The sequence below is a fragment of the Candidatus Fermentibacter sp. genome, assembly GCA_030373045.1.
GTDB lineage: Bacteria > Fermentibacterota > Fermentibacteria > Fermentibacterales > Fermentibacteraceae > Fermentibacter.
In genome coordinates this window covers 1-20,703 of record JAUCPW010000032.1, presented here as the reverse complement: position 1 = coordinate 20,703, position 20,703 = coordinate 1, and the positions used below count along the sequence as shown (strand labels likewise).

The 20,703-nt window shown below is 68.3% G+C and carries 43 protein-coding genes; 31 read left to right on the top strand and 12 right to left on the bottom strand.

What is annotated here, in order from left to right; genetic code table 11:
* Window positions 1-268 precede the first annotated feature (268 nt).
* The 26 genes from QUS11_06680 to QUS11_06555 all read left to right on the top strand — a co-directional run bounded on the left by QUS11_06680 (window position 269) and on the right by QUS11_06555 (window position 12,616).
* Entirely contained in the window at window positions 269-496 is a 228-nt protein-coding gene (locus tag QUS11_06680; GenBank protein MDM7992984.1) for a hypothetical protein, read from the top strand.
* Window positions 497-599: 103 nt separating this feature from the next.
* Window positions 600-1,193 carry a hypothetical protein gene (locus tag QUS11_06675; protein MDM7992983.1) on the top strand — a complete coding sequence of 198 codons (594 nt, stop codon included), beginning with the start codon at window positions 600-602 and terminating at the stop codon, window positions 1,191-1,193.
* A 40-nt stretch (window positions 1,194-1,233) separates the two neighbouring features.
* Window positions 1,234-1,395 (top strand): hypothetical protein, encoded by a 162-nt coding sequence (locus QUS11_06670; GenBank protein ID MDM7992982.1) that lies wholly within the window; start codon window positions 1,234-1,236, stop codon window positions 1,393-1,395.
* On the top strand, window positions 1,392-1,847 hold the full coding sequence (locus tag QUS11_06665; GenBank protein MDM7992981.1) for a hypothetical protein: 456 nt from the start codon (window positions 1,392-1,394) through the stop codon (window positions 1,845-1,847). The genes QUS11_06670 and QUS11_06665 overlap by 4 nt, the downstream gene beginning before the upstream one ends.
* 77 nt (window positions 1,848-1,924) lie before the next feature.
* Window positions 1,925-2,332: a hypothetical protein gene (locus tag QUS11_06660; protein ID MDM7992980.1), complete on the top strand. Its 408-nt coding sequence runs from the start codon at window positions 1,925-1,927 to the stop codon at window positions 2,330-2,332.
* 16 nt (window positions 2,333-2,348) lie between these two features.
* A complete protein-coding gene (locus QUS11_06655) occupies window positions 2,349-2,735 on the top strand; it encodes a hypothetical protein (protein ID MDM7992979.1) in 387 nt (128 codons plus the stop codon).
* 4 nt (window positions 2,736-2,739) lie between these two features.
* Entirely contained in the window at window positions 2,740-2,904 is a 165-nt protein-coding gene (locus tag QUS11_06650) for a hypothetical protein (GenBank protein ID MDM7992978.1), read from the top strand.
* The gene (locus tag QUS11_06645; GenBank protein MDM7992977.1) at window positions 2,901-3,038 is read left to right on the top strand and encodes a hypothetical protein; all 138 of its coding nucleotides are present in this window, start codon (window positions 2,901-2,903) and stop codon (window positions 3,036-3,038) included. The genes QUS11_06650 and QUS11_06645 overlap by 4 nt, the downstream gene beginning before the upstream one ends.
* 21 nt (window positions 3,039-3,059) lie before the next feature.
* On the top strand, window positions 3,060-3,374 hold the full coding sequence (locus QUS11_06640; GenBank protein ID MDM7992976.1) for a hypothetical protein: 315 nt from the start codon (window positions 3,060-3,062) through the stop codon (window positions 3,372-3,374).
* A 54-nt stretch (window positions 3,375-3,428) separates the two neighbouring features.
* On the top strand, window positions 3,429-3,767 hold the full coding sequence (locus QUS11_06635) for a hypothetical protein (GenBank protein MDM7992975.1): 339 nt from the start codon (window positions 3,429-3,431) through the stop codon (window positions 3,765-3,767).
* Between the two features lie 120 nt (window positions 3,768-3,887).
* Window positions 3,888-4,520, top strand: a complete 633-nt coding sequence (locus QUS11_06630) for a hypothetical protein (protein ID MDM7992974.1) — start codon at window positions 3,888-3,890, stop codon at window positions 4,518-4,520.
* 30 nt (window positions 4,521-4,550) lie between these two features.
* On the top strand, window positions 4,551-5,297 hold the full coding sequence (locus QUS11_06625) for a hypothetical protein (protein MDM7992973.1): 747 nt from the start codon (window positions 4,551-4,553) through the stop codon (window positions 5,295-5,297).
* Between the two features lie 2 nt (window positions 5,298-5,299).
* Window positions 5,300-5,578, top strand: a complete 279-nt coding sequence (locus tag QUS11_06620; protein ID MDM7992972.1) for a hypothetical protein — start codon at window positions 5,300-5,302, stop codon at window positions 5,576-5,578.
* Window positions 5,579-5,595: 17 nt separating this feature from the next.
* Window positions 5,596-6,078: a hypothetical protein gene (locus tag QUS11_06615; protein ID MDM7992971.1), complete on the top strand. Its 483-nt coding sequence runs from the start codon at window positions 5,596-5,598 to the stop codon at window positions 6,076-6,078.
* 145 nt (window positions 6,079-6,223) lie between these two features.
* Window positions 6,224-6,655: a hypothetical protein gene (locus QUS11_06610; protein MDM7992970.1), complete on the top strand. Its 432-nt coding sequence runs from the start codon at window positions 6,224-6,226 to the stop codon at window positions 6,653-6,655.
* Between the two features lie 76 nt (window positions 6,656-6,731).
* Entirely contained in the window at window positions 6,732-6,881 is a 150-nt protein-coding gene (locus tag QUS11_06605; GenBank protein ID MDM7992969.1) for a hypothetical protein, read from the top strand.
* Between the two features lie 103 nt (window positions 6,882-6,984).
* On the top strand, window positions 6,985-7,422 hold the full coding sequence (locus tag QUS11_06600; GenBank protein MDM7992968.1) for a hypothetical protein: 438 nt from the start codon (window positions 6,985-6,987) through the stop codon (window positions 7,420-7,422).
* Complete coding sequence (locus QUS11_06595; GenBank protein MDM7992967.1) at window positions 7,419-7,955, top strand: hypothetical protein; 537 nt, start codon at window positions 7,419-7,421, stop codon at window positions 7,953-7,955. Before QUS11_06600 ends, QUS11_06595 begins: the two co-directional genes overlap by 4 nt.
* Window positions 7,952-8,110, top strand: coding sequence for a hypothetical protein (locus QUS11_06590; GenBank protein ID MDM7992966.1), 159 nt, complete (start codon window positions 7,952-7,954; stop codon window positions 8,108-8,110). The genes QUS11_06595 and QUS11_06590 overlap by 4 nt, the downstream gene beginning before the upstream one ends.
* Window positions 8,111-8,706: 596 nt before the next feature.
* Complete coding sequence (locus tag QUS11_06585) at window positions 8,707-8,919, top strand: hypothetical protein (GenBank protein MDM7992965.1); 213 nt, start codon at window positions 8,707-8,709, stop codon at window positions 8,917-8,919.
* 51 nt (window positions 8,920-8,970) lie between these two features.
* Complete coding sequence (locus tag QUS11_06580; protein ID MDM7992964.1) at window positions 8,971-9,342, top strand: hypothetical protein; 372 nt, start codon at window positions 8,971-8,973, stop codon at window positions 9,340-9,342.
* Window positions 9,343-9,499: 157 nt separating this feature from the next.
* Window positions 9,500-9,745 carry a hypothetical protein gene (locus tag QUS11_06575; protein MDM7992963.1) on the top strand — a complete coding sequence of 82 codons (246 nt, stop codon included), beginning with the start codon at window positions 9,500-9,502 and terminating at the stop codon, window positions 9,743-9,745.
* Complete coding sequence (locus tag QUS11_06570; GenBank protein MDM7992962.1) at window positions 9,745-10,530, top strand: exonuclease domain-containing protein; 786 nt, start codon at window positions 9,745-9,747, stop codon at window positions 10,528-10,530. Before QUS11_06575 ends, QUS11_06570 begins: the two co-directional genes overlap by 1 nt.
* Entirely contained in the window at window positions 10,527-10,820 is a 294-nt protein-coding gene (locus QUS11_06565) for a hypothetical protein (protein MDM7992961.1), read from the top strand. Before QUS11_06570 ends, QUS11_06565 begins: the two co-directional genes overlap by 4 nt.
* Window positions 10,821-10,847: 27 nt before the next feature.
* Entirely contained in the window at window positions 10,848-11,843 is a 996-nt protein-coding gene (locus QUS11_06560) for an RNA ligase family protein (protein MDM7992960.1), read from the top strand.
* A gap of 44 nt (window positions 11,844-11,887) precedes the next feature.
* Window positions 11,888-12,616 carry an HD domain-containing protein gene (locus QUS11_06555; protein MDM7992959.1) on the top strand — a complete coding sequence of 243 codons (729 nt, stop codon included), beginning with the start codon at window positions 11,888-11,890 and terminating at the stop codon, window positions 12,614-12,616.
* Between the two features lie 60 nt (window positions 12,617-12,676).
* Here the strand turns inward: QUS11_06555 and QUS11_06550 are convergent, their stop codons facing one another.
* Genes QUS11_06550 through QUS11_06495 form a run of 12 tightly spaced genes read right to left on the bottom strand, consistent with a single transcriptional unit; the run spans window position 12,677 to window position 18,014 of the window.
* On the bottom strand, window positions 12,677-13,180 hold the full coding sequence (locus QUS11_06550) for a hypothetical protein (protein ID MDM7992958.1): 504 nt from the start codon (window positions 13,178-13,180) through the stop codon (window positions 12,677-12,679).
* A gap of 17 nt (window positions 13,181-13,197) precedes the next feature.
* On the bottom strand, window positions 13,198-13,491 hold the full coding sequence (locus QUS11_06545) for a hypothetical protein (protein ID MDM7992957.1): 294 nt from the start codon (window positions 13,489-13,491) through the stop codon (window positions 13,198-13,200).
* A 6-nt stretch (window positions 13,492-13,497) separates the two neighbouring features.
* The gene (locus QUS11_06540; GenBank protein ID MDM7992956.1) at window positions 13,498-13,647 is read right to left on the bottom strand and encodes a hypothetical protein; all 150 of its coding nucleotides are present in this window, start codon (window positions 13,645-13,647) and stop codon (window positions 13,498-13,500) included.
* Window positions 13,644-13,799, bottom strand: coding sequence for a hypothetical protein (locus tag QUS11_06535; protein MDM7992955.1), 156 nt, complete (start codon window positions 13,797-13,799; stop codon window positions 13,644-13,646). Before QUS11_06535 ends, QUS11_06540 begins: the two co-directional genes overlap by 4 nt.
* A gap of 3 nt (window positions 13,800-13,802) precedes the next feature.
* Entirely contained in the window at window positions 13,803-14,384 is a 582-nt protein-coding gene (locus tag QUS11_06530) for an SGNH/GDSL hydrolase family protein (protein ID MDM7992954.1), read from the bottom strand.
* Entirely contained in the window at window positions 14,381-15,241 is an 861-nt protein-coding gene (locus tag QUS11_06525; GenBank protein MDM7992953.1) for a hypothetical protein, read from the bottom strand. The genes QUS11_06530 and QUS11_06525 overlap by 4 nt, the downstream gene beginning before the upstream one ends.
* Window positions 15,238-15,411 (bottom strand): hypothetical protein, encoded by a 174-nt coding sequence (locus QUS11_06520; protein MDM7992952.1) that lies wholly within the window; start codon window positions 15,409-15,411, stop codon window positions 15,238-15,240. The genes QUS11_06525 and QUS11_06520 overlap by 4 nt, the downstream gene beginning before the upstream one ends.
* Window positions 15,408-15,596, bottom strand: a complete 189-nt coding sequence (locus QUS11_06515; GenBank protein ID MDM7992951.1) for a hypothetical protein — start codon at window positions 15,594-15,596, stop codon at window positions 15,408-15,410. The genes QUS11_06520 and QUS11_06515 overlap by 4 nt, the downstream gene beginning before the upstream one ends.
* Window positions 15,593-16,036 carry a hypothetical protein gene (locus tag QUS11_06510; protein ID MDM7992950.1) on the bottom strand — a complete coding sequence of 148 codons (444 nt, stop codon included), beginning with the start codon at window positions 16,034-16,036 and terminating at the stop codon, window positions 15,593-15,595. Before QUS11_06510 ends, QUS11_06515 begins: the two co-directional genes overlap by 4 nt.
* Before the next feature lie 4 nt (window positions 16,037-16,040).
* Entirely contained in the window at window positions 16,041-16,763 is a 723-nt protein-coding gene (locus tag QUS11_06505) for a hypothetical protein (GenBank protein MDM7992949.1), read from the bottom strand.
* A gap of 56 nt (window positions 16,764-16,819) precedes the next feature.
* Window positions 16,820-17,524: a hypothetical protein gene (locus QUS11_06500; GenBank protein ID MDM7992948.1), complete on the bottom strand. Its 705-nt coding sequence runs from the start codon at window positions 17,522-17,524 to the stop codon at window positions 16,820-16,822.
* Window positions 17,525-17,579: 55 nt separating this feature from the next.
* A complete protein-coding gene (locus QUS11_06495) occupies window positions 17,580-18,014 on the bottom strand; it encodes a hypothetical protein (protein ID MDM7992947.1) in 435 nt (144 codons plus the stop codon).
* A 143-nt stretch (window positions 18,015-18,157) separates the two neighbouring features.
* Between QUS11_06495 and QUS11_06490 the strand changes: the two genes are divergently transcribed.
* The 5 genes from QUS11_06490 to QUS11_06470 all read left to right on the top strand — a co-directional run bounded on the left by QUS11_06490 (window position 18,158) and on the right by QUS11_06470 (window position 20,701).
* Window positions 18,158-18,721 (top strand): hypothetical protein, encoded by a 564-nt coding sequence (locus QUS11_06490; protein ID MDM7992946.1) that lies wholly within the window; start codon window positions 18,158-18,160, stop codon window positions 18,719-18,721.
* Between the two features lie 66 nt (window positions 18,722-18,787).
* Window positions 18,788-19,432: a hypothetical protein gene (locus QUS11_06485; GenBank protein ID MDM7992945.1), complete on the top strand. Its 645-nt coding sequence runs from the start codon at window positions 18,788-18,790 to the stop codon at window positions 19,430-19,432.
* 7 nt (window positions 19,433-19,439) lie between these two features.
* Window positions 19,440-20,009: a hypothetical protein gene (locus QUS11_06480; protein ID MDM7992944.1), complete on the top strand. Its 570-nt coding sequence runs from the start codon at window positions 19,440-19,442 to the stop codon at window positions 20,007-20,009.
* Entirely contained in the window at window positions 20,006-20,257 is a 252-nt protein-coding gene (locus tag QUS11_06475; GenBank protein ID MDM7992943.1) for a hypothetical protein, read from the top strand. Before QUS11_06480 ends, QUS11_06475 begins: the two co-directional genes overlap by 4 nt.
* A 174-nt stretch (window positions 20,258-20,431) precedes the next feature.
* Window positions 20,432-20,701 (top strand): DnaJ domain-containing protein, encoded by a 270-nt coding sequence (locus tag QUS11_06470; protein ID MDM7992942.1) that lies wholly within the window; start codon window positions 20,432-20,434, stop codon window positions 20,699-20,701.
* Window positions 20,702-20,703 lie beyond the last annotated feature (2 nt).

The window sequence follows — 20,703 nt, the reverse complement described above, 5'->3', positions numbered from 1 at the left end:
GGCCCGGGTTCCGGTTCGCGACCGGGCGCGGGGGCTATGGGTAAGCAGAACGTACCCCGCGCGCGTCGGGCGCGCCTGAACGCCGGTCCGACTCCGGCGGCGGGGGCTACGGGCCTGCGGGCCCGGGAAGGTGGGCAATGCGATGGCTGGGCGATATATCACGATGAAGGTCGACGATTCCGGGGATCTCCATCTCATTCCTACGGAGGAAGGGATCGAAGAGGCGCGCCGCTTGGTCGAGGAGCGACGAGCGGATGATACCTCGCACATGATCGAGGACCACCTGGGGAACGGATGGATGAACGTTCCGGCAGAGGCGATCGGGGCCCTGACGGGGTGCGAGGACATCATCTCGGAGGATTACACCCTCGACGATGACGGGGAATACGTTCCGTGCGCCCCCGATCCCGTGCTCTACTGGCATGCCGATTACATGGTAGAGGTTCCTGTCGAGCTCTGGTCGCAAGGTCGGGAGGTGATCTTCAAGCGCGCGTGAGCGCGCACCCCGCGCGCGTCGGGCGCGCCTGAACGCCGGTCCGACTCCGGCGGCGGGGGCCAGGTTCGTAGCCATTGTCACTAGCTAGCAGGGAGTATCAGCGATGACGACCTACGCGGAGTTCAGGCCCACGGCGTACGACCAGCACATCCCGCTCGACGACCGGGAGGACTGGATCGTGGTCCCGGTCACGCACGACAGGGACTCGGGGCCACGCGCGGAGTCCAACTTCGCGTCGGCCCTCGACATGCTCGGCGGGGAGTCGGATACGGTCGAGGTCCACCGCTTCGGGCACTGGGGCCCGGGCTGGTTTGAGATCATCCTGGCTCACCCCTCCCTCTCCGGGAAGGTGGAGGAGATCGAGTCGGCCCTGGCCAACTACCCGATCCTGGATGAGATGGACCTCTCCGAGCGGGAGAGCGAGGCGGAGCGGGAGGCCTGGGAGTCGTGGGCCGCATGCAACGTGCGGCGCGAGCTCGGGAAGGTGTTCGATCTCCGCGAGGCCACGCTGGCCTGGTTCGACGACAAGCGCCTGTTCGAGCTGTACCAGCGATATACGAGCGGGACGGAGCACACCGACACGGAGATCATCTTCCCCACGTCGTGGATCCGCGGCCGCGGGTTCTCCCGCGACGACCTGGCTGCCTGGATCGTGGCGCGGCGCCGGGTGGAGCGGGAGCGCGCGGAGCGGGAATAGCGGGGTCGCGGGGCGGCGTTCATCGAGTGAGGGGCTAGCTATGAGTATCGAGCTACGGGTGATAGAACCTCTCTCGCTTCAGGCTATGTACATCCCCTGCCGGATCGTGGAGGTGTACGACAGCGGGAGCGGGATCTACCGTGACGTACTGATTGAAACCGAGAACGGGCATCGCGCGGTGGTAGAGGAGGAGGGATCATGAGCAAGCGAGATATCGACCGGGAGCACATGGAGATCGTCTTCGGCCTGACGGGCGGGGAGCTCCACGACGGGCCGCGGGGTGGGTTCGCGTACACGTACGATGGTCCGCCGGACTACGCACACGACCAGTTCTCCGACCTGTACAGCGCGGACTACATGACGGTCCTCCACTACGGCCTCTTCACGGAGTCGCCGAGCTGCTTCGAGCACGCAGGCACCCTCTACCGGCGGGTGGTCGGTGCCATCTATCGTAATTCGGGCGAGGCGGAGTGTCTCTGCAACGACTGCGAGGCCTTGGACATGGCGGCCTACGAGATGGGGGATCGCTGCCCCGTGTGCGAGAACGACGTCCGCGAACCCGGCCGGCGTTACGTGTACATCGGGGAGGGCTGGAGCGAGGTCGTGTATCGGGGCACGCCGCTCCACGTGCTGGACGCGGCGGCGGGGATCTGAGAGGCGGGGCCTAATAACAATGGCCGCGCGGCGGCCGGGGCGAGGGTGGGTACACCATCTGTTGGGAGTAAAGAACGATGTTCGACCGCGGAATGACCCTCAGTCTCTACACGACCCCCAGCTACCAGCGCGACACCGGCGGCTGGGGCGGTCACGCCTTCGGCCACGTCCACGAGGTGACGGTGGTCTGCATCGAGGACCGACGAAGCCGGAATACCACCATCCGCCCGCTTCCCGCCTCGTCCCAGGTTCACGCTCCCACGAGCAAGGCGCCTCCCGCCCGGCTCGTGGTCCGCCGGCTCCGGGAGGTGGACGTGTGGACGGTGGAGCCGCACGAGGATCGGAGGAGCTGGTACATGGCCGGCGGGGCCTGCGCGGCCTCGTGCGACTCGCGCTTCTCCGACGTCGTCGGGTTCGGGGCGGGGGCGATCGCGGTGCATGACAGGTACGAGAACCCGTCGCTCTGGGGCGGACGGGGTGATTAAAGTGATTGGAGGTAACATGGCCGTCTACGTAGACGACAAGGACCTGGAGAGCAAGATCGGCCTGGTGGAAGGCGAGAAATGGGTCCGACACCACAAACAATGGGAGGACATGGAGCGGGATAAATGGGAACCCGGCAAGGACGGGTTCTGTACGATCGGCGGCGTGCTCGCGTGTCGGATCCTGAATGAAGATGGAACCGTGGATTGGTACGGGACTCGCACCATCTACGGGATGGGCGGCTGGCACCGCTACCATGTGCGACAGAGCGGGGAGGTGGTTTTCTCAACGCATCACTGCGGGCGCTATGGTGCGCGTGAATTCGGGGAGGATTCGCAAAAGCGGTGGGAGGAATTGGAACAGAAGATTCGGTCGGCTGGTTTCCGCTTGAGTACGGAGGCGTGACAATATGATGACCGTCGGCGAACTTATTCAGAAGCTCCTACAACAAGACCGAGAACTGGTCGTCTACGTCTGTATTCAGCATCGGCCTTATCAGCCCGTCGTCGACGTACAGGTGGACGCCGACGGTGATGGGGCCGTGTCCCTGATCATGGTCGAGGAGAACGAATGATCCGCACCCTCGACCTCTACCTCTCGATCCCGCCCTCCCTCCGCCCGGCCCTCATGGTCGCCGACGGGATGGGCGTGGACAGTACGGCGATGCCCTGGCCTATCGCAGCGCGCAGTGCGCAGTGTTGCCGGTAAGAGGCGACGGGAGGACGATCGATGACTAGGCGATTTTTGACACCCGAGGAGGCTGCGGCGCTCCAGACACCTGCGGTGCAAGCGGTGATCGACCGGATCAACCAAAACATCGCGAACGGGCTCTACACGACGGGGTATGTCCACCTCCCCCTGTGGGAGGCCGTGAAGGCCGGACTGGAAGCATCGGGGTGGGAGGTCGTCATCGACGAGGGGTCTATCAGGTTTCGTGACTGTCGCATCGGCCGCCTCATCCCCGTCGGGTCCGCCTCTGACTCCGATGCCGAGGTCGCGGGCGCCGTCCTGCTCGGCCTTCGCGGTCCCGGACGAGGGGGCTGACGTCGGCGACAGAACGCTTGACCCGACCCTCCCTCTTCTGTTACTCGTTCTCACATGCAGAACGTGAACAAGTCGTCATCTCAGAAGGACCCTGGGACAGAGGCTTCCCTCGACCGGCTCCCCCGCCGCGCGGACTTCCGCGACCTTCCCCGCATGCGGAGGGGCGACGCGCTGCGCGCGGCGATCGAGGCGTGGGGGCTCCGGCGAGCCGCGAGGATCCTGGAGGGCGGGACGGATCCGTTCCTCCCCCACCACCCCCCCCACGAGGTGCTGCTCGGCTACTTTCCGGGGGCGGCCGGGAGGGGGTGGACGGCGAGGGCGGGCAGCGTCGCGGCCGCGGCCCGCGCGCGGGGCGTGTCGAGGCAGGCGGTGTATAGGGAGAGGACGGCGTAAGCGGCGTGGTATCGCGGAGGAGGGTAAGCGGACGTGGACGAGGCGCGCACCATGATCGACGCGCACTTCGCCCGGTAGGGGTTGTCGCGTGTGAGGGCGCTAGGCGCCCGAGGAGGTAACGTGGAGCAGAACAATATCGAGCAGAGAATCGCGACGTGGATCTTGTCGGTGAGGAGCGTGGACTTGCAGCGCGCTATCGCGAATCGCGCGGACGATCCGCGTGAGACCGCGGCGCGCGAGATCAGCAAGTACGAGGCCGAGCTCGACGCTATCTCGTTGGCGCTGGCCCGCGGCCCGTCGTTCGACGAGCTGCCGTGGTGGCTCCGACCGTCCCTTGACGAGCATGGTGGGCGTCTCTGGCTCTCGATCCCTGAGAGCGTGACGCACGATCAAACCGTGCGCCGCGAGATCGCGGCCCTGGACGAAGTGCTGGTGGAGGCCTCGCAACTGTGGTCCACGCCGAGCGGTTCTGGGTGCGACATCAGCTTCGCACGGTTCGTGCGCGGCGCGGTGGCGGAAGAGAGCTGCGGCTTCTGCGCGCTGGTTGGGTCTCCGGCCACGGACGCGCTGTTCGGGCGGGCGCGGACCGGGCTCCGGTTCCTTGTCCCTGTGCCCGACGGGTTCAACGTCGATGGGTATCTCGACCGCATGATCGCGGCGCACAACGCTGAGCGGGCGAGTGAGGGCCAGCCGCCGTGGAAGGGGGCGCGGGCGAACGTTCAGGTCCTGGCCCTGATCGGTGGTGCGTCGTGAGCAGAGTAAGAAGCGCACCGAGAAGGATGCTTGACACCCTCTCCCTCTTCTGTTACTCGCTCTGACATGCAGACACAGACTAACGCGAAGAACAAGAACGACTCCGACGACACCGCCGTCGAGGCGGGCCTCTGGCGCTGCCCCGTATTCACCACCGCGGGCCTCGTGCTGCTTGCCCTCCGCGGCGTCCCGAGCCCGGGGCTCACGGAGCCCGAGGTCAAGCGTCGCGTGGAGACGGTGGTCGGAGAGCTGAGAGGGACGGTGCTGTACGGCCAGCTCGGGGACCTCGTGGCTCGGGGAGTCGTCGCGAGGACCGCGCGCGAGAGGACGGGGAAGAAGCCCTGCTACTCCTGGTTCCTCACCAAGAGGGGGGCGGTCGTCGCCGACCAGGTCGCGGAGGCTGCGGGGAGGGCGGTAGGCTCGGGCGGGGACACGACGGTGGAGGCTCGCGCCCGGAGGGTCCTCTCCCTCCGCGCCGAGCTCGCGGCCGCCGAGGAGCTGCTCGCGCTCCTGATCCCGCTCCGGGGTAAGGTGGTCCTGGAGGAGGGGTCGTTCACGGTCGTGCCGGGCGCGATGCGCGCGACCTCCGAGTTGGAGGAGATCCTCCGGCAGCAGGGTGTCTACGAGCTGTCGACGGAGCTGAAGCGGGTCGTCGTCATGGCCAAGGTCGACGCGCTCTGTGCTCACCGTCCGGCACTCGGGGAGTGGATCGACGCGCGGCGGGCCGACCTCGCCGAGGAGCGGCACCTGAGGTTCAAGGCGGCGAAGAAGGAGTAGCAATGGGGAAGAAGATCGGGGCGAGAGCGAAGCCCGTCATCAGGAGTCAGTGCGAGTGTCCCATCTCTTCGCGCGGCGTCGATCGGTCCTCTGGACCGTGTAGGGTATGCGGTCTCTGGGTCCCAGCAGTAGGTGCGGCAGCGATCAAGGAAGCGCGGGAGCGCGTAGATGAGATGTGCGATAGGGTATCTAATTTCAGTGGCAGCATCTTCGAGGCAGAGTCGGTGCTCCAGGACCTGTATGAGGCCGAGGATGCGCTTCGGGCGCTGGTGAAGCTATGAGGAGGCCACCCCGCGCGGTGGTCGTCGAGTACGATCGGAGGGTGGGGCGCGCCTTCCTCGCCCTCTCGCCGGATCAGCTTCCGGAGGAGGCTCGACCGCTGCTCTACTTCGGCCAGCGACGCGGGGAGGCGTGGGAGAGCCTCACGCGGGAGGCTGCGGCCCTCGTGGAGAGGGTGATCTGTGATCCTATCCCGTCACCGATCGGGTATGGAGCGTTCATTCGCTTGTCGCTCGATGTTCAGTCTGATCGGGAGTACCCCGATCCCCGACTTCCGCCTCATCGTCGTACGTTTAGGTGGCATATGTCGAGCGTGGACGCGGGGCACGAGGGGAAGATGATCGAGAACCTCCTCCGTGAGGTCGTCCCCATGTCCCGCGCCCCATGGGGGAAGCAGCGCGCCCGTGAGCTTCGCGAGCAGTGGCAGCTCGGCGCCATGCGCGTCCCGGGCCCCGTTGTGACGTCGATCCTCGACATGGTCGAGGAGGGGATTTTCGCGTGATTGCCACCTTTCTCCGCGTGGTGCGGAGACGGATAGCTATTCGCAAGTATCTGCTCGGAAGAGCGATTTCTGCCCGTCGACGACAGAACTTTTCTCTTAGAGGGAGGATATTCTGGTTGAGACTGGAGCGGAGGAGGCTGACGAAATGAAGTCTATCGGTGATGATGTGACGAAGGTGGTCTCCGGCATGGCGGAGGCTCTCGGTCGGACTGCGCTGAGGTGGGGCCTCGGAGACCTCGCGGGCGCGAGGGAGTGCCTCCTCGACCTCCAGGACAAGGCGTGCCAGGCGCTCAACCTTGTCGGAGTCGTGGACGCCACGAACAATACTAAGAAGGTGAAGCTCGTCTACTTCAAGACGTGGAACGGGCCCCGCAACGTCGGGGGGAAGTACTACGCCGAGGGCGACTACGAGACGACGAAGGACTTCCACGACATGCTCGACGAGGTTGAGTCGATGCGCGCCAGGAGGTGCCTCCCCGGCGTCCAGTCTCCGCACAGCGACTTCCACGTCCTCGTCGAGGGGGACGTGCCGCACCTCCTCCTCGGTGACTCGGTGGTGAGGGGGTACGACCGATGATCTACCTCCTCGTCCCCCTCGTCTTCTTCGTCCTCCTCACGGTCGCGGCCTTCTGGCACGTCGGCTCTGTCAGAAGATGCTCGCGGAGGACCCGCCGCACATGTCGCCGTTCGAGCACGTCGCCGTGGCCCTCCCCGGCGACGAGAGGAGCGGTAATTTCAGGGGGTGGGGCCAGGTCAGGAAGACGATCCCGAACGAGCATGCGGGGAGGGTGAGGAGCCCATGACTTTCAGGTGTGGTGTCAGGGCCGGCGGGAGAGGAACGGTCGAGTGCGCCTATCATGCGTCCGGAGGTGATCGCGACCTGATGCCGAAGGATGGTGGCTGACCATGAATCCGATCGACGCCGACGTTCACTTCCGTATCGATATTCTCCACCGTCTCAACCGGCTCCGACTCTGCGCGAAGAGAGGCGGCTACGACCTCCCCCCTCGCGATGACCTCGCGTTGATTCTGGGTTGCTCACGCGCTCAGCTCGACCGTGTCATGGATTCGGAACACTCCGTCGTATTCGGTGAGATCAAGCTGGTCGTGGGTGAAATACGAGATGGGAGTAGACTTACCTGGCTCCTCCCGATGAGCCTCCCTGACCTGAAGCACGTCCTCGCCCTTGTCTCCTCCGCCCGCGACACCGTTCTCCAGGAGCTGGAGCGCGTCTACCACACTGCCGCGGAGGCGGAGTTCGGTGACCGGGCGAGGACGTGGACCAAGGCCGAGCAGCACGTAGCCGCGCTCCGCGTGCGGTGTGCGAAAAGCGGTGACCTATGACCACCCCCCTCGACGAGGTCCTCGACCAGATCGAGGAGTATCTCATCCGCCAGGATCGACACGACTTCGACCCGTGGGCGAAGAGGCTCCTCGCGGACCTCCACGCGGCCCGCGGCGGTGAGCGCAAGACCACGGCCTTCGGCCGTGCGATCGACATGATGTTCGACGAGCGGACCCGCGCCTCCTTCTTCTACGCTCGCTGGGTGGACGCGCTGACCGACGTCGCCGAGCTCCGCCCGGTGTGGGCGTGGATCGCGGCGCACGTCCGGGATCATCGCCTGGACGAGTACCAGAACGTCGTCAGCCTCTTCCTCGAATCGGAGCGGGTCTTGCGGTCGAAGCGGGACGGCGCCACATGCACGGCCTGCGGAGACCGCCTCGACCGCCCCGAGGTCGCCGCCATCGTCCTCCGCGACGCCCGCGCCCGCGCCGCTACGGAGGAGGACGCCGTGGCGCGGGACAGGCTCGACGCTGCGATCCGCTGCGTCCTGCCCCGGGTCCGGGGCTACTGCTCGGAGAGGTGCGCGCGATGATCTCCTCGGATCGCCCGACGGACCCGGGCGCGTGGCGACCGTGGGAGGACGACGAGGACCCGACGCTGCTCAGCTCGCCGAGCGGGCTGGACGAGGACTTTATCGTGGGCGAGGACGAGGACGGGGTGATCGTGGCCCTGGAGGTGATGAGGTGACCCGGCGCGGGTGGTGGGGTGACAAGGGGCCCAGGCGACACGCGAGGGGTGGGGTCCGCTGCGACTCGGAGGAGCAGGCTACACGGCACGAGCTCGCGGCCGAGGACTACGAGCGGAGGGCGAGGTCGGACGCGATGAGGGCCCTCCATACAGGGATCCCTGTCCCGTCGTGGTGGGACGGGCACTTCGCGGGGATGGCCAGAGCGGAGCGAGACCTCGCTGAGAAATATCGCGCGTCTTCGAGTAGACGGAAATGACGACCTTGAAGCGTTATCCGTAGGTAAGACACAGGCGCGGCGTCAATGGTGCCGTGGCAGATGGTCCCTCTTCGAGAGATGATGTGGCGGTGAGGAGATGAAGTCGTACCCATACGGCGGGGCGCCAACGGAATCATTCTCCGTTGATGAGATGAACGGCTGCGACCTGTGCCGAACCCATGTTTACCCGCGGGGAGGGCCGTGGTGCGCGCGGTGCCGGCCGGAGGAGTTTGCGGCGGAGGTTGAGCGGGTGAGGCAGATCCTCGCCGGCGGGGGTTCGGTGGCCCACTTCGACGAGGTGAACAGGAGGCGGTACGCGATCCGCCTCGGAGGGACGCGATGACGGACGAGGAGCTGCTGGGGTATGCATTCATCCACTGCGAGACGGAGCTGGCGCTGTTTCACAGGCAGCACATCATCCGCCTCTTCGCTCTCGCGGGGGAGGAATGTCCTGACCTCGGCTTCCGCTCTTTCTGGTCCGTGGGACCGGAGATCGTGAAACCGCTCGTCGAGAAGGCGGTGAAGAGACTTCAGGAGGAGGTGTCAGCGTGAAGATCACGGTTGAGATGAGCGGGCAGAGGTGGCGCGCGATCATTCACGGGGGTGAGCGGCGGCGCCACCGAGGAGGGCCCGTGGATCGATGGGCTCGGCGCAACGCCCTCCGAGGCGATGAATCAGGCGTTCTGTGCGCTGGGCATCGCGTATGGTCAGGTGGAGCAGAGCCTCGTCGCCGACGAGCAGCGACGCGAGGCTGGCTTGTTGACCGAGGTGCGCCGTGAGATGGACATCTATGATGGTCTGTGGAGGGACCGACTGAGGAAGCTGGAGGAGACCTTCAGGAGGTGGGCGGTAAACGAGAGGGGAGCTGGGAACGTGGTCTTTGCCAGCGGACAATGGGACAAGGGGGAGCGTCTCAAGGCATGCGCCGACGTCTGGGGGAAAGTCGCCGACGAGGTCGGCGGGCTCCTCCGATGAACGTCAAGGGCCGGTGGGGCTCGAAGCGGCTCGTGGGGATCTGGCGCAGGACGACCCGGCGCCGAGCGGAGTGCGATCGCGTCGAGCGGGCGATCGAGCGACATGAGAGACAAGGTGCGCGGAGGATGATCCGCGCTGAGCAACAGGAGAATGCGACATGAAACTCATTCAGGCGAGTTATGCGGTGTACCTTTGTACGTATATGGGCAACAATGGGCCAGGCATGGCGGACAAGCTGCTCTGTACGTACGGGGAGGGTCGGGAGGAGGCGGCGACCGATGACGAGAACATCGCCCTCTTGACCGCTGCCGCCTTGGGATCGCACCACCTCCGCGAGAAGCTGCCTCCGGCCACCATCGACGAGGTGAAGGCAGAGCTCGCGCGCATGACCGGCATCGAGTGATGCTCCGCCGCCTCGCCCTCCTCGACACGGAGACCACGGGCACGGCCGACGAGGACCCCGCGATCGAGGTCGCGGTGGTCCTCTTCGACGTGCCCTGCGCGGCGATCGTCGCGTCCTGGTCGTCGCTCATCCGCCACGGCGATGACCCCCAGAACCCCGCCGAGCCGGTGAACGGGATCCCGGCGGAGCTCCTTCGGGAGGCGCCGCCGGCCGGGGAGGTGTGGGCGGCGGCGCGCGCGTTCGCGGCGTCGGCGGAGGCCTTCGTCGCGCACGGGGCCGCCTTCGACCGCGCGAGGGTCCCCGGGGAGGTCTGGGAGGGCCGGCCGTGGATCTGCTCGATGGACCACCTCGACTGGCCCGGCCAGCTTCGTCCGGGGGAGAGCCTGGTCTCCCTGGCACTCCGCCACGGCCTGGGCGTCGCTACGGCGCACCGGGCCATGGCGGACTGCGAGCTGCTCGCGCGCCTGTTCGCGCGGGTCGCGGAGGGAGGCGCGGACCTCCAGGCGATGCTCGCCCGGGGTCTCAGGTCGAGGGCGAGGTATCGGGCGGTCCTATCGTACGAGAGGCGGGAGGAGGCGCGAGCGGCGGGGTTCCGCTGGGACGCGGCGCGGCGGGCGTGGTGGAGGGAGATGGCGGTCGAGGATGCGGGGGCATTGCCGTTCCCGGTGCGCGACCTCGACGAGGGAGAGCCTGGAGGGCTGGGCGCGGAGGAGGCGGTCGAGGTCGACTACGAGGAGCTGCGGAGGAGGGGGCTGGAGCTCCTGGAGAAGGCCAGATCGAGATGATCGAGCAGTGGATTGAGAATCTTGGAGGAGTCGTCGAGAGGACGATTTACGTCGACGGGGAGACGGGGTACGCCACGTTCGGGCCCGTGGTCGACAGCGAGTGGGAGGGCGTCGAGCCTGGCCCCGCACTCCGTCTCAGGTACGGATGGACGTACATCGACGTCGGTTGGGGTCCCACGTTCGACAGGTGGGCGAACAGCGTTGACTGGAAGATGGACCCGGTCGAGGACTTCGCTCTGTTGCGAGAGTTCTTGAGTGAATGCATCAGACGCGGGGAATGCCCGGGTTGATTCCCGGTTGACTACAGGAGGTTTTTCATGAGCGAGTTTCAGGTGCGCGTCGTCGAGGTCGGTGAGGTGCGGAAGCACCCGGGCGCCGACAACCTCAGCATCACCGAGATCGGGGGAGCCGGAGGCTACCCCGTCATCATCCGCACCGGAGAGTTCCGGCCCGGCGACAGGGCCGTCTACATCCCGGTCGGCGCGCTCCTGCCCGCCGACGACGAGCGGTGGGACTTCCTCCGGAAGCCCGGGGAGAAGGTCGCCGTCGAGGTCGCCGCGAAGCGGCTCCGCGGAGTCTTCTCCATGGGCCTGCTCACCGCGGCGGACTCTTCCTGGCAGGTAGGACAGGACGTCGCCGCCGAGCTACGGATCGTGCGCGCCGAGCCGGCCGATCCGGCGACGGGTAACGAGCGCGATCCGGGGCTCCTGCCAGTGTACACCGACCTCCCGGCCCTGCGCGCCCACCCGGACGTGCTGGTCCCCGGGGAGGAGGTGGTGATCACCGAGAAGATTCATGGGGAGAACGCCCGCTACGTGTACGGCAACGGGCGGCTCTACTGTGGCTCGCGGACAGGGTGGAAAGATCCGGCGAGCGACGTTCCTCAGTCACAGCACTGGTGGGAGGTGGGGCGCAGGCTGGGGCTTGATGAGAAGCTCGCGCGGTTGTCGGACATCGGTATCTTCGGTGAGGTCTACGGGGACGCCCGTGGATTCGCCTACGACGCTACCTCGAAGCGGCGCGGCTTCCGGATGTTCGACGCGATGGACATCCGGCGGCGCGCCTACCTGGATTGGGACGACGTGGTGAGGGTGGCCGAGGAGGCGGAGGTGGATCTGGTGCCGGTGCTGTTTCGCGGGTCGTGGTCGACGGATCTGCGGAGGCTCGCGGAGGGGGAGAGCCGCCTCGCGGCGCACGTGCGTGAGGGGATGGTGGTCCGGCCGGCGGCGGAGAGGTACGACGAGCGTGTCGGCCGGGTGATATTGAAGCTGCACGGGGAGGACTTCCTCCTCCGCGGGAAGAAGGGCAGGTGATTCTCATGTCGAGTGGACAGACAGTCGAGGCAGGGAGTAGAACGATGAGAGATGAGATCGCGCGGCTGATGAGGAGGCTGATCAAGTTCGCCGATAACGAGCTGGATTTCTCGTCGCCCGGACTCCCGAACGGACTGGAGCGTGGCGTGAGGGCGGCCTTCGCGATCGGCGAGTGCGCCCGCGCCGTCGAGGAGATGGAGAGGACCGTGGTCCTCAGGACCCTCGGCGAGAAGATGGTCGCCGAGTTCGCCTCCCAGATGACCGAGGACGAGGACCCGGAGATGGAGCTCGCCGCGATGCGCTTCGCCGAGGAGCGCCACCGCGGACAGAGCTACGGCCGGCGCCCGTACACCGCTCACCTCTTCGAGGTGCGGCAGGTCCTCCGCGACGTCGAGATCGTCGACGACGTGCTCCTGTCGGCGGCGTGGCTCCACGACGTCGTGGAGGACGGGAAGGCGATGATCTCCGAGGTCGAGAAGCACTTCGGCGCGGAGGTAGCCGAGCTCGTCTGGGCTGTCACCGGCGAGGGGCCGAACCGCAGGGTCCGGAACCAAGCCGTGTACGAGAAAATCCGGGGGAGGGGCGACGCCGCCGCGAACCTTAAGCTCGCCGACCGGATCGCGAACGTCGAGTGCGCCCTCCGCGAGGGGAGCGAGGAGCACCTCAAGATGTACGCCGAGGAGTCCGTCGAGTTTCGGACACAGTTCCGCGGCCTCGGAGACGAGCGTCTGTGGGAGCGCTTGCTCGCCGCCCTGAACGCCTACTATCCGTAGATCGCTCCCTCTCGACGTGCTGGATTGCCCGAGGCTTCACGGCTTGGTCAGCCCGCGCCGTCATCCACGCCGCCCCTCCAGCATCCTCGCCCGGCTCCAGTCCCTGTAGAGCAGCCCCCCTCCGACCACGATCGCGCCGCCCGCGAGCGCCGCCGCGAGCGACCTCGCGACCAGCCACCCGACGGCCCCGCCGATCAGGCCGGCTCCGGTCCACGCGGCCCGGTCCTTCCATCTCGCCTCCTCGGGGGTCGTGCTCGGCAGGGGCAGTGGGAGGGGCTGTTCGGTCGGGGTCCGCGGGATGGGGACCTGCGGGGTCGTGGTCGGGTAGGGCGTCTGCCCCGGCCTCGTCACGGAGGCGACGAGGCGCCGCTCGGCGTCGGCGTACGTCGCGCCCTGCGCGGCGGCGAGGACGACGTTCTGCTCGCCGTGAAGGACGGTGGGCTGCCGCTCGCTCGCGACGATGACGCGGGTCACCGTTCCGTCAGGGAGGACTTGGGCCACGAGGTAGGCGGCGCTCCGCCGACTCAGCGTGCCGCGGGGGTCGCGCTTCTGCACCGATCTCATCTTCAGCTCCGGTTCTGTCAGGCCTGGTTGCGGGTAGCGCGCCGGGCGAGATAGAGCCCGACGCCGACGCCGAGCAGGAAGGTCGCCCCGAGCGCGGTGATCGCGGTGGCGTGGCTCACGACGATGCTCCCCGCCAGGACGTTCCTCACCGCGGAGGCGCGCTCGGGGAGCATCGCCATGTGGTCGACAGGGACGCCGAGCCGGCGGTCGATCATGTCGAGCTGGCGGTGCGTCCCCGCGATGTCGGCGAGGAGCTGCTGCGCGGTCTCGCTCAGCAGGACCCTCTGAGCCTCGCTCTGTGTCATGTCCATGGTGCTCTACTCCTCGCTCCTCGCTCGCTCGACGGCGAGCTTCGACAGCGCGCGGCGCGCCTTCCTCCGGACGCGCTTCCAGTGCGCGGACCACCACGGGGTAGCGTTCGACTGCGGCTCGCGAGCCTTCTTCTCGTAGCTGCGGTCTACGATCATGTCAGATCGCCTCCACCGTGAGGAAGGTGCTCTCGCGCCCCGTGACGATCGGGGCTGCTCGACTCGGTGAGGCCGACCGGGATCGGCGCGGTCGTGTCGATCTGGACGGTCCCGTTGATCGTGACGGAGGCGCCGGGGAGATGATTGGCCATGGTCTACCTTCTTTTCATCCAGTCCCACACGGCCGCCGCGAGCTCCGCGTACCCCTTTGGGGTCGCGTGGATCCGGTCCGGGGCGCGCTCGAACCGCACGCTCGGTCCGGGGAAGAGGCTTGACGCCGGGACGAGTCTGTGCAGGGTCGCGCGGATGTTCCCTCGGTCGGGGAGCGTCATCGTCGGCGGCTCGACCCACACGAGCTCGGCGCCCGCCGCGCGGACCTGGTCAACGATCGAGGTGACGTCCTCGGAGCGGTCCCCCGCGAGCGGGAGGTCGTTCGTCCCCAGGCTCGCGACGACGAGGGCAGGCCTCGCGCTCGCGAGAGATGCCGCGAGCCACGGGCTCCGAGCCCACTGGCGGATCGTCGTGCCGACCGTCGCCCTCGTCGAGAGCTGGCCCCCGTCCGCCTCGACGAGCTTCTTGAGCGGCGGTGAGAGGCCGACGGCGAGGGAGTCTCCGACGAGGAGGACCTTCTTGCCGGCGATGGAGAAGGACACCTTCTCAGCACCGGCCCCCTTGAGTGCCGCGCGGAGTACGGCGACGCCCGCGAGAATCATGAGCGGGAAGACGAACGGGTTCACGACCATCCCTCCAGCCGCGGTCTGGTGCCCATCTCCTCGCTCGCCGCGATCCACGGCGGGACCGGGTGGAGCGAGCCGGGCGCGCGGCGCCGCGGCGGGATCCTGCGCTGGCCGGCCTGCGGGTCGGGCATCACGCGGCCGCCGACGGTCACGACATTGTCGCCGCCCGCGCGCCGCGCTGCCTGGATCTTCTTCCTGACGTCGCCCCACGTGAAGTAGCCCCTCGCGCCGCCGGGGTCGAACCCGGGGTTCGCAGCGTATACCGCGCCGAGCGTGAGCTTCTGCCCGGGGATCAGGGGCTCGTCGGAGCCTCGACGCCCGATAACGAACCCGTCGTCGCGGCCCGCGACGCCGGGGAGGAAGTTCAGCTTGTAGAGGCGGAACTCGTCCCAGGAGAGGTCGCGCCCTTTGTAGCGTGCGAAGAAGGGCTCGACGATCTCTAGGAGCTGGCGGGAGACGGGCCAGCCCCGCACGGCCCACACCTTCTCGCTCGTGTCGAGTCCCGGGAGGCGGGCTCCCACCGTGATCTGGATGAGCCCTCCGCGGGGCGTTCCGGACTGCTGCGCGGGGGCGGCCGGGTCGCCGCGCGATTCGAGCTGGAACACGCTCGTCAGCGACCTCGGGTCGAGGTTCAGGCGGCGCGACACGTCGACGAGGATCTGCCTGTCGGCTGGGGACCACGCGAGGAGCCAGGGGAAGGCGGGCCCCGCGACGGCGTTCTCGTCCAGCTCGGGGTCCTGAGACGCGGCCGCGGACCCCCCAGCAAGCAGGACGAGGGCGGCGCCCGCCGCGGGGAGGCCGTAGCGCAGCGGCGGCGGGAGGGCGCGGTAGGAGCGGAGGAGCTGGGCGGTGTTCATCGCGAGCTTGAAAAAGCCTGCCGAGCGCCGAGCAGGTAGAACTTCCAGCCCCACACCGCCGCGCGAAGGGAAAACGGGGTGTATCTCCCCGCGACCTGCTTCACGTCGCGCGCCGTCGCGCCCTTGACGCGATCGGGGACGAGATCGAATAGGAGCCGGGCGGTGCTCATGACCGCTTCTTCCTCTTGCCCTTCACCCACTCGATCGGAGCTACGGGCGCGAGGGCGCGGGCACGCCTCGCGGCGACGCGCGCGTCGCCGTAGACGTCTGCTCCCCCCTCCTGTCGGCCGTCGACCACCTCGTGGATCTGATAGTGCGCGCCGGGCTCGACCGTGACGATTTGGATCTTCCTCATGACGTGGTCTCCGCGACGGCGTCGATCGGGTCGGGCTGGGGCGGCGGGGGAGGCGCCGGGCGGTAGCCGCGCGTGTGGGCCATCGCGAGCGTCGCGAGGTCGAGGAGGAGCACGCCGCAGGCGTTCCCGGCGCGCACGTTCTCGGGGGCTGAGGGGTCTGATCCGATCCTCACGATCTCCTCGATCCGACTCATCGCCCGGTCGTCTCTGAACAGGGCGGCCTCGGAGACCGTTAGCGCCTGGGGAAAGCGGCGGCGGAAGTCGTCGAGCTCGATGGCTCCGAGCTCGTCCCCGTTCGCGTCCCGGATAGACAGCACGAGGGGCAACGTCGGACCGACAGATCTGACCAGAGGTTGGTTGCAGAATGCACGCTGGCATCTCCCCGCGGTGGAGTACGCATCCCGCAGATGATGCGGACACCTGTACTCGATCGTGGCCACCTGGTCAGCCCTCCCCGCGCGCTGCGGGGTGCGCGGCGCCGTTGGCGTAGCGGGCCTTCTCCGGCTTCTTTCGCGGCCTGCGCGGCTTCGCGCCGGACTTACCCGCCGGCCGGGAGGGCGCAGGATCGACCGCTGTCGTCTCGACGGGGGCGGACTCGACGATCGGCGAGGGCGCCGGAGTGGCGGGGAGGACCGACTCGCGCCCGCGATCGTCGCGGAGGGTTCCCGCGCTGTCGCGGGGGGTCGCGAGCACGGCGAACGGGCCGGACGCCGTGAGCGCGGGGACGTCGGACTCGGGGACCGCGAGGAGGAGGACCGGCACGGTCGGGTCGAGCCCCGTGAGCACGACGGTGAGCGAGGAGATGACCGACAGACCGTCGGCGACCGCCCTCGCCACGACCTCGCTCGCGGGGCCCAGGTCCCCGCGCAGCGGGCAGACCTGCCACCCGCTCAGCCCGCCCATGGACACGGACACGGCGGAGCGCAGGGCGAGCTCGCGGAGGAGCCCCTCGCGCCCCCCGGGGGCGAAGACGCGGCCCCCGCCGTCGAGCGGGCGGGTCAGCCGCGCGACCTGCGCGGCGCTGAAGCGGGGAACGAGGGGAGAGGGACCGGACGGAGGGGAGGCGGGCGGGGTCCGGGAGGCTGCGGGGCGACCCGACCTCCCCCCCATCCGGTCGAGGGCGAAGAAGAAGAGGGCTGACAGTGCGCTCTCGATGATCATGGACACCCCGGCGAGCTGTGCATGGCGGAGATCCTATGCCCTCCCCGCCGGGAGATCCAGCGTCAGGCGAGGCAGGGCACCGCCTGCGTCAGCGGCAGGGCCCAGAGGGTGACGAACGCCTCGTGCGGCGCGGCATCGATGTTCAGGAAGGTCACCACCATGTCCTGCCCGGGGAGCATCTGGGGGAACTCCAGCCGGCGCGGCAGGTTCTGCGCGTCGGGCCGGAACGACTCGGCGCTGACGCCGACGCCGTTGCCGAGGAGCTCCTGCCGGGCCGAGGTGACCGAGGTCACCAGGAAGAACGACCCGATGAACTCGGGGATCTCGATCCCCGTGGGGCAGATCCCGACCGTGGGCGTCAGCGTGATCGTCCCCGTCGCGCCCGCCGCGATCGAGCCGCTGCGTCCGCCGAGCGGGATCTGCGGCTGCTTCGCCGCCTTCTCCGCCCGGTCCCCGCGCGCCGCGGCGATCGCGTCCTGCTGGCACTGCCACTGCTGGAGGAGGGCCTGGGCCTGGGCGACGGCCGGGTTCACCGGGTACGGGAAGCAGCCGGCGCCGTAGGCCGGGGGCTGCCACGGGGCGCAGGGCGGGCAGCCCTGGGGGAAGCCCGGGGGCACGGTCCCCGGGTTCTGCGGGTGGCGGATGGGCGGCGTCGGCGCGGGCGCCGGGACCATCGCGCCGGACTGCGGGGCGCGCATCCCCGCGAGCATCATCTGGTACTCGGGGGTCAGCAGGTTGGGGTCGAAGGGGACGATGCCGTAGTTCATGTCGGTGTCTCTTTCGTGAAGGAAGGAAGGAAAGCGAAGTCGGACCGGGGAAGACTCAGCCGAAGCCGAGCCCCTGCATGGCAGCGTTCAGGTTGTAGTCGGGCACCCCACCGCCCGGGTAGTAGCCGGCGAACGCCGCCGGGGTCTGGCCCGGGACGGGGAGCCCCGCGACGGGGGCGGGCGTCGACGCGCCCGGGCTCGGCAGACCGAGGACGAGGGCGGCGACGTCGTCGCCGACCTCCATCACGGCCTCGTAGCCGAGCATGCCGATCCCGAGGCCCATGACCGCCGGACCTCCCGGGATCCTGACGCCCATGATGCCGGCAACGAGGGCGGCGATGCCGACGGCGGCGGTCGGGCGGATCACTGCCTCGCGGCCGCTTCCGAGCCCGACGGTGTAGAGCTTCGTATCGGGCATCGCCTCGTCGGCGACGCGAGCGGCGAATGCGCCGGCCACGGTGCCGAGGCCGACCTGAAGTCCGGTGTTCATTACGGGGGTTCTCCTAAGAAAGGGGGCGAGAGGTGCCCCGCGCGTCAAGGATCGCCGCGGAGAACTCGCCCCGCAACGGGAGTTTGCTTGTCGAATAGACGTGCGCGCGCGGCCCGTGCTAGCCTGTCCTCCCCGGGGCCGACATGACCGACCACGCCGACGCGCACGGAGAGGAAAAAAAGTCAAGGCCGCTGACGCGCCGCCAGGCTGCGCGGATCTTGAAGAGGACGGAGTCGCACCTACGTCGCTCCTACGACGAGGAGCTCCAGCCGGAGGTGGTCCTCGTCTGTGGGAAGAAGCGCTACCGCTACGACCCGCTCAAGGTCGCGGCACTTCGGGAGAAGCTCCTCGCGAGGGACGCGCAGAAGGCCGCCGCGAAGGTCGAGGAGTCCTCCGGGTGGACGAGGGAGGAGGGAGTCCTCGCCGCGCTCGTCTTCGAGAGGCTCCGCGCGTCGAAAACCCTCGTCGACATCGTCATCGAGCTCAAGGTCCCCCCGGAGGTGGTGCGCCGGCTGCGCGAGCAGTTCCGGCGCTCGTTCGAGGACGACGACCGGGCCCGGAAGAGCGGGGAGGTCCTCCGGCGGGAGAAGTCCGAGACGAGGGAGCATGCGAGGGAGGCGGCCAGGATCGAGAGGGCGGAGAGGGAGAGGGCCGCGGCGCGCGCCGCTCGCCGCTCCGAGATGATGGGGCTCCCCCCGAAGACTTGACGGTTGCGTTCTCAGTCTGGTTCTGATAATCCGTCTTGGAATCTGATTCTGAAGGAAGGGTAGAGGATGAAGTTGAAGGCCCTCGATCTGTTCTGCGGCGCCGGAGGGGCGTCCATGGGGCTCCATCGGGCCGGGTTCGAGGTGACCGGGGTGGACATCGAGCCTCAGCCCACGTACCCGTTCAAGTTCGTCCGCGCGGACGCCCTCGCCTTTGACGTCTCCGGGTTCGACCTCGTCTGGGCGTCGCCCAAGTGCCAGTTCGCCACGGCCTACCGGCGCAGGTCAAACCACGTCCGGCCGAGCGAGAACATGATCCCGCGTGTTCGCGACCGGCTCGCGGAGGCGGGCATCCCCTACGTCATCGAGAACGTCGAGGGGGCTCGCTCCTCGTTGAAGGATCCGGTCCTGCTCTGCGGGTCGATGTTCTCGCTTGACGTTCAACGACATCGACTGTTCGAGACGACCTTCCCGCTGTCGCCGCCGAGGTCATGTGGTCACGGTCGCTGGTCTCCTCGATTCCCGCCCGCCACGAACAGGTCTAACCTGCGGAAGACCGTCGAGGTGGGGGTGTGGAGAATCCCGCTCGAAGTCCAGCAGGCGGCGATGGGGATCGACTGGATGCCGCTGGCGTCCTTGAGTCAGGCGATACCGCCCGCGTACGCGGAGTGGATCGGCAGGGCCGCGCGGCAGTGGATCGGAGAGAAAGGATAGGCAGCGCATGGACAACGACCGACTCGGACCTCCCCCCGCGGGGGCCCGCCTCGACGAGAGGATCGTCGACCAGGCGCTGGAGGCGGCCCTCGGGGACCCCGCGTTCCGCGCGGGATACGAGGCGGTCCGGCTGTGGCAAGCGGCCTCCACCCTCGACGGCTTGGTGGAGCCCGCGAACCCTTACTTTGCCGGGTCCGACGATGCGCTCCGGTGGGACCTCGGCGCGGAGCAGGCCGACCTTGAAGCAGGGTCGCCCAGCTCGTGGCGCGACGGCGGGGGAGGCAGCCTCGGCGTCCTCCGGGCGCTGGAGGGGGACATGATGTTCGAGGTCTCCGTGCGGCTCCGGGAGAGGACCCTCGACCCCGACCACTGCCCGTCCGTCAGTCCAAGCGGGTCGCAGCGTAGGAGGGAGAGGGGTCATCCGACCTCACTCTGTCACTACGCGCGGGGAGGGACGTGGAGGAGTGACTACGCCGAGAGGCGGCGCGTCCGCGGATTCAGGGTCGTCGAGGACCCGGCGTTGCCGGGCGCCTTCATGCGCGCCGCGAACCCGTTCCTCGGGAGGATGGAGCCGTGATCCCGCGGTATCAGCAGGATCGGGCAGACTTCGAGCGTGGTGCCTGGGGGTACGCCTTCGTGGTCTGCTCGGCTGTCTCCGCCTTCCTCTTCGAGCTGTCGCCGCTTCGCATGCTTCCCACTGTTATCGCCGCGATCGGGGCGTATTCTGCCTGGCGCTACCGCCTCGCCGGGAAGGTGGTCCGCGCGTACGAGCTTCAGGACCGTGCCGAGGAGGCGGAGAAGAAAGCAGGGAACCGTGGCGACTGAGACCTGGGCAGAATACGTCGAGCGTCGTCGCCGGATCGAGGACAACCCGGTTTCATTCTGGGAATGGACCCTGGACGCGCTCTACGCCCAACTTCGGGCCGATCCCTCTGATTCCGACTTGATCAGGGCGATCAACAGGTCGGAGAGAATGCTCCGCGCGATGAGGGGCGGACCGTGACCGCCTACGAGGTCCTCTCCCTCCCCGAGACGGCGACCGCCGACGAGGTCGCCCAGGCCGCCCGCCGCCTCCTCTTCGAGCATCACCCCGACCGCGGCGGCGACCCCGAGCGCTTCAAGCTCATCGCGCGGGCCCGCGACCTCCTCGCCGACCCCGACAGGCGCCGGGCCTACGACGCGAGGCTCGCCGCGTGGCGCGCCGCGCAGCGCCCCCCGGCCTGTCTCTTATACACATCTGACGCTGCCGACGAGTTCCGAACGGTGTAGAT

Coding starts and splice junctions, on each gene's coding strand:
- QUS11_06490 (MDM7992946.1), top strand. CDS start 18,158: ATGACCGACCACGCCGACGCGCACGGAGAGGAAAAAAAGTCAAGGCCG.
- QUS11_06570 (MDM7992962.1), top strand. CDS start 9,745: ATGCTCCGCCGCCTCGCCCTCCTCGACACGGAGACCACGGGCACGGCC.
- QUS11_06635 (MDM7992975.1), top strand. CDS start 3,429: ATGCAGAACGTGAACAAGTCGTCATCTCAGAAGGACCCTGGGACAGAG.
- QUS11_06670 (MDM7992982.1), top strand. CDS start 1,234: ATGAGTATCGAGCTACGGGTGATAGAACCTCTCTCGCTTCAGGCTATG.
- QUS11_06590 (MDM7992966.1), top strand. CDS start 7,952: ATGATCTCCTCGGATCGCCCGACGGACCCGGGCGCGTGGCGACCGTGG.
- QUS11_06655 (MDM7992979.1), top strand. CDS start 2,349: ATGGCCGTCTACGTAGACGACAAGGACCTGGAGAGCAAGATCGGCCTG.
- QUS11_06595 (MDM7992967.1), top strand. CDS start 7,419: ATGACCACCCCCCTCGACGAGGTCCTCGACCAGATCGAGGAGTATCTC.
- QUS11_06680 (MDM7992984.1), top strand. CDS start 269: ATGATCGAGGACCACCTGGGGAACGGATGGATGAACGTTCCGGCAGAG.
- QUS11_06610 (MDM7992970.1), top strand. CDS start 6,224: ATGAAGTCTATCGGTGATGATGTGACGAAGGTGGTCTCCGGCATGGCG.
- QUS11_06645 (MDM7992977.1), top strand. CDS start 2,901: ATGATCCGCACCCTCGACCTCTACCTCTCGATCCCGCCCTCCCTCCGC.
- QUS11_06640 (MDM7992976.1), top strand. CDS start 3,060: ATGACTAGGCGATTTTTGACACCCGAGGAGGCTGCGGCGCTCCAGACA.
- QUS11_06485 (MDM7992945.1), top strand. CDS start 18,788: ATGAAGTTGAAGGCCCTCGATCTGTTCTGCGGCGCCGGAGGGGCGTCC.
- QUS11_06665 (MDM7992981.1), top strand. CDS start 1,392: ATGAGCAAGCGAGATATCGACCGGGAGCACATGGAGATCGTCTTCGGC.
- QUS11_06520 (MDM7992952.1), bottom strand. CDS start 15,411: ATGAGCACCGCCCGGCTCCTATTCGATCTCGTCCCCGATCGCGTCAAG.
- QUS11_06650 (MDM7992978.1), top strand. CDS start 2,740: ATGATGACCGTCGGCGAACTTATTCAGAAGCTCCTACAACAAGACCGA.
- QUS11_06585 (MDM7992965.1), top strand. CDS start 8,707: ATGACGGACGAGGAGCTGCTGGGGTATGCATTCATCCACTGCGAGACG.
- QUS11_06600 (MDM7992968.1), top strand. CDS start 6,985: ATGAATCCGATCGACGCCGACGTTCACTTCCGTATCGATATTCTCCAC.
- QUS11_06495 (MDM7992947.1), bottom strand. CDS start 18,014: ATGAACACCGGACTTCAGGTCGGCCTCGGCACCGTGGCCGGCGCATTC.
- QUS11_06675 (MDM7992983.1), top strand. CDS start 600: ATGACGACCTACGCGGAGTTCAGGCCCACGGCGTACGACCAGCACATC.
- QUS11_06525 (MDM7992953.1), bottom strand. CDS start 15,241: ATGAACACCGCCCAGCTCCTCCGCTCCTACCGCGCCCTCCCGCCGCCG.
- QUS11_06605 (MDM7992969.1), top strand. CDS start 6,732: ATGCTCGCGGAGGACCCGCCGCACATGTCGCCGTTCGAGCACGTCGCC.
- QUS11_06535 (MDM7992955.1), bottom strand. CDS start 13,799: ATGGCCAATCATCTCCCCGGCGCCTCCGTCACGATCAACGGGACCGTC.
- QUS11_06660 (MDM7992980.1), top strand. CDS start 1,925: ATGTTCGACCGCGGAATGACCCTCAGTCTCTACACGACCCCCAGCTAC.
- QUS11_06500 (MDM7992948.1), bottom strand. CDS start 17,524: ATGAACTACGGCATCGTCCCCTTCGACCCCAACCTGCTGACCCCCGAG.
- QUS11_06565 (MDM7992961.1), top strand. CDS start 10,527: ATGATCGAGCAGTGGATTGAGAATCTTGGAGGAGTCGTCGAGAGGACG.
- QUS11_06560 (MDM7992960.1), top strand. CDS start 10,848: ATGAGCGAGTTTCAGGTGCGCGTCGTCGAGGTCGGTGAGGTGCGGAAG.
- QUS11_06545 (MDM7992957.1), bottom strand. CDS start 13,491: ATGGACATGACACAGAGCGAGGCTCAGAGGGTCCTGCTGAGCGAGACC.
- QUS11_06575 (MDM7992963.1), top strand. CDS start 9,500: ATGAAACTCATTCAGGCGAGTTATGCGGTGTACCTTTGTACGTATATG.
- QUS11_06480 (MDM7992944.1), top strand. CDS start 19,440: ATGGACAACGACCGACTCGGACCTCCCCCCGCGGGGGCCCGCCTCGAC.
- QUS11_06515 (MDM7992951.1), bottom strand. CDS start 15,596: ATGAGGAAGATCCAAATCGTCACGGTCGAGCCCGGCGCGCACTATCAG.
- QUS11_06555 (MDM7992959.1), top strand. CDS start 11,888: ATGAGAGATGAGATCGCGCGGCTGATGAGGAGGCTGATCAAGTTCGCC.
- QUS11_06540 (MDM7992956.1), bottom strand. CDS start 13,647: ATGATCGTAGACCGCAGCTACGAGAAGAAGGCTCGCGAGCCGCAGTCG.
- QUS11_06550 (MDM7992958.1), bottom strand. CDS start 13,180: ATGAGATCGGTGCAGAAGCGCGACCCCCGCGGCACGCTGAGTCGGCGG.
- QUS11_06620 (MDM7992972.1), top strand. CDS start 5,300: ATGGGGAAGAAGATCGGGGCGAGAGCGAAGCCCGTCATCAGGAGTCAG.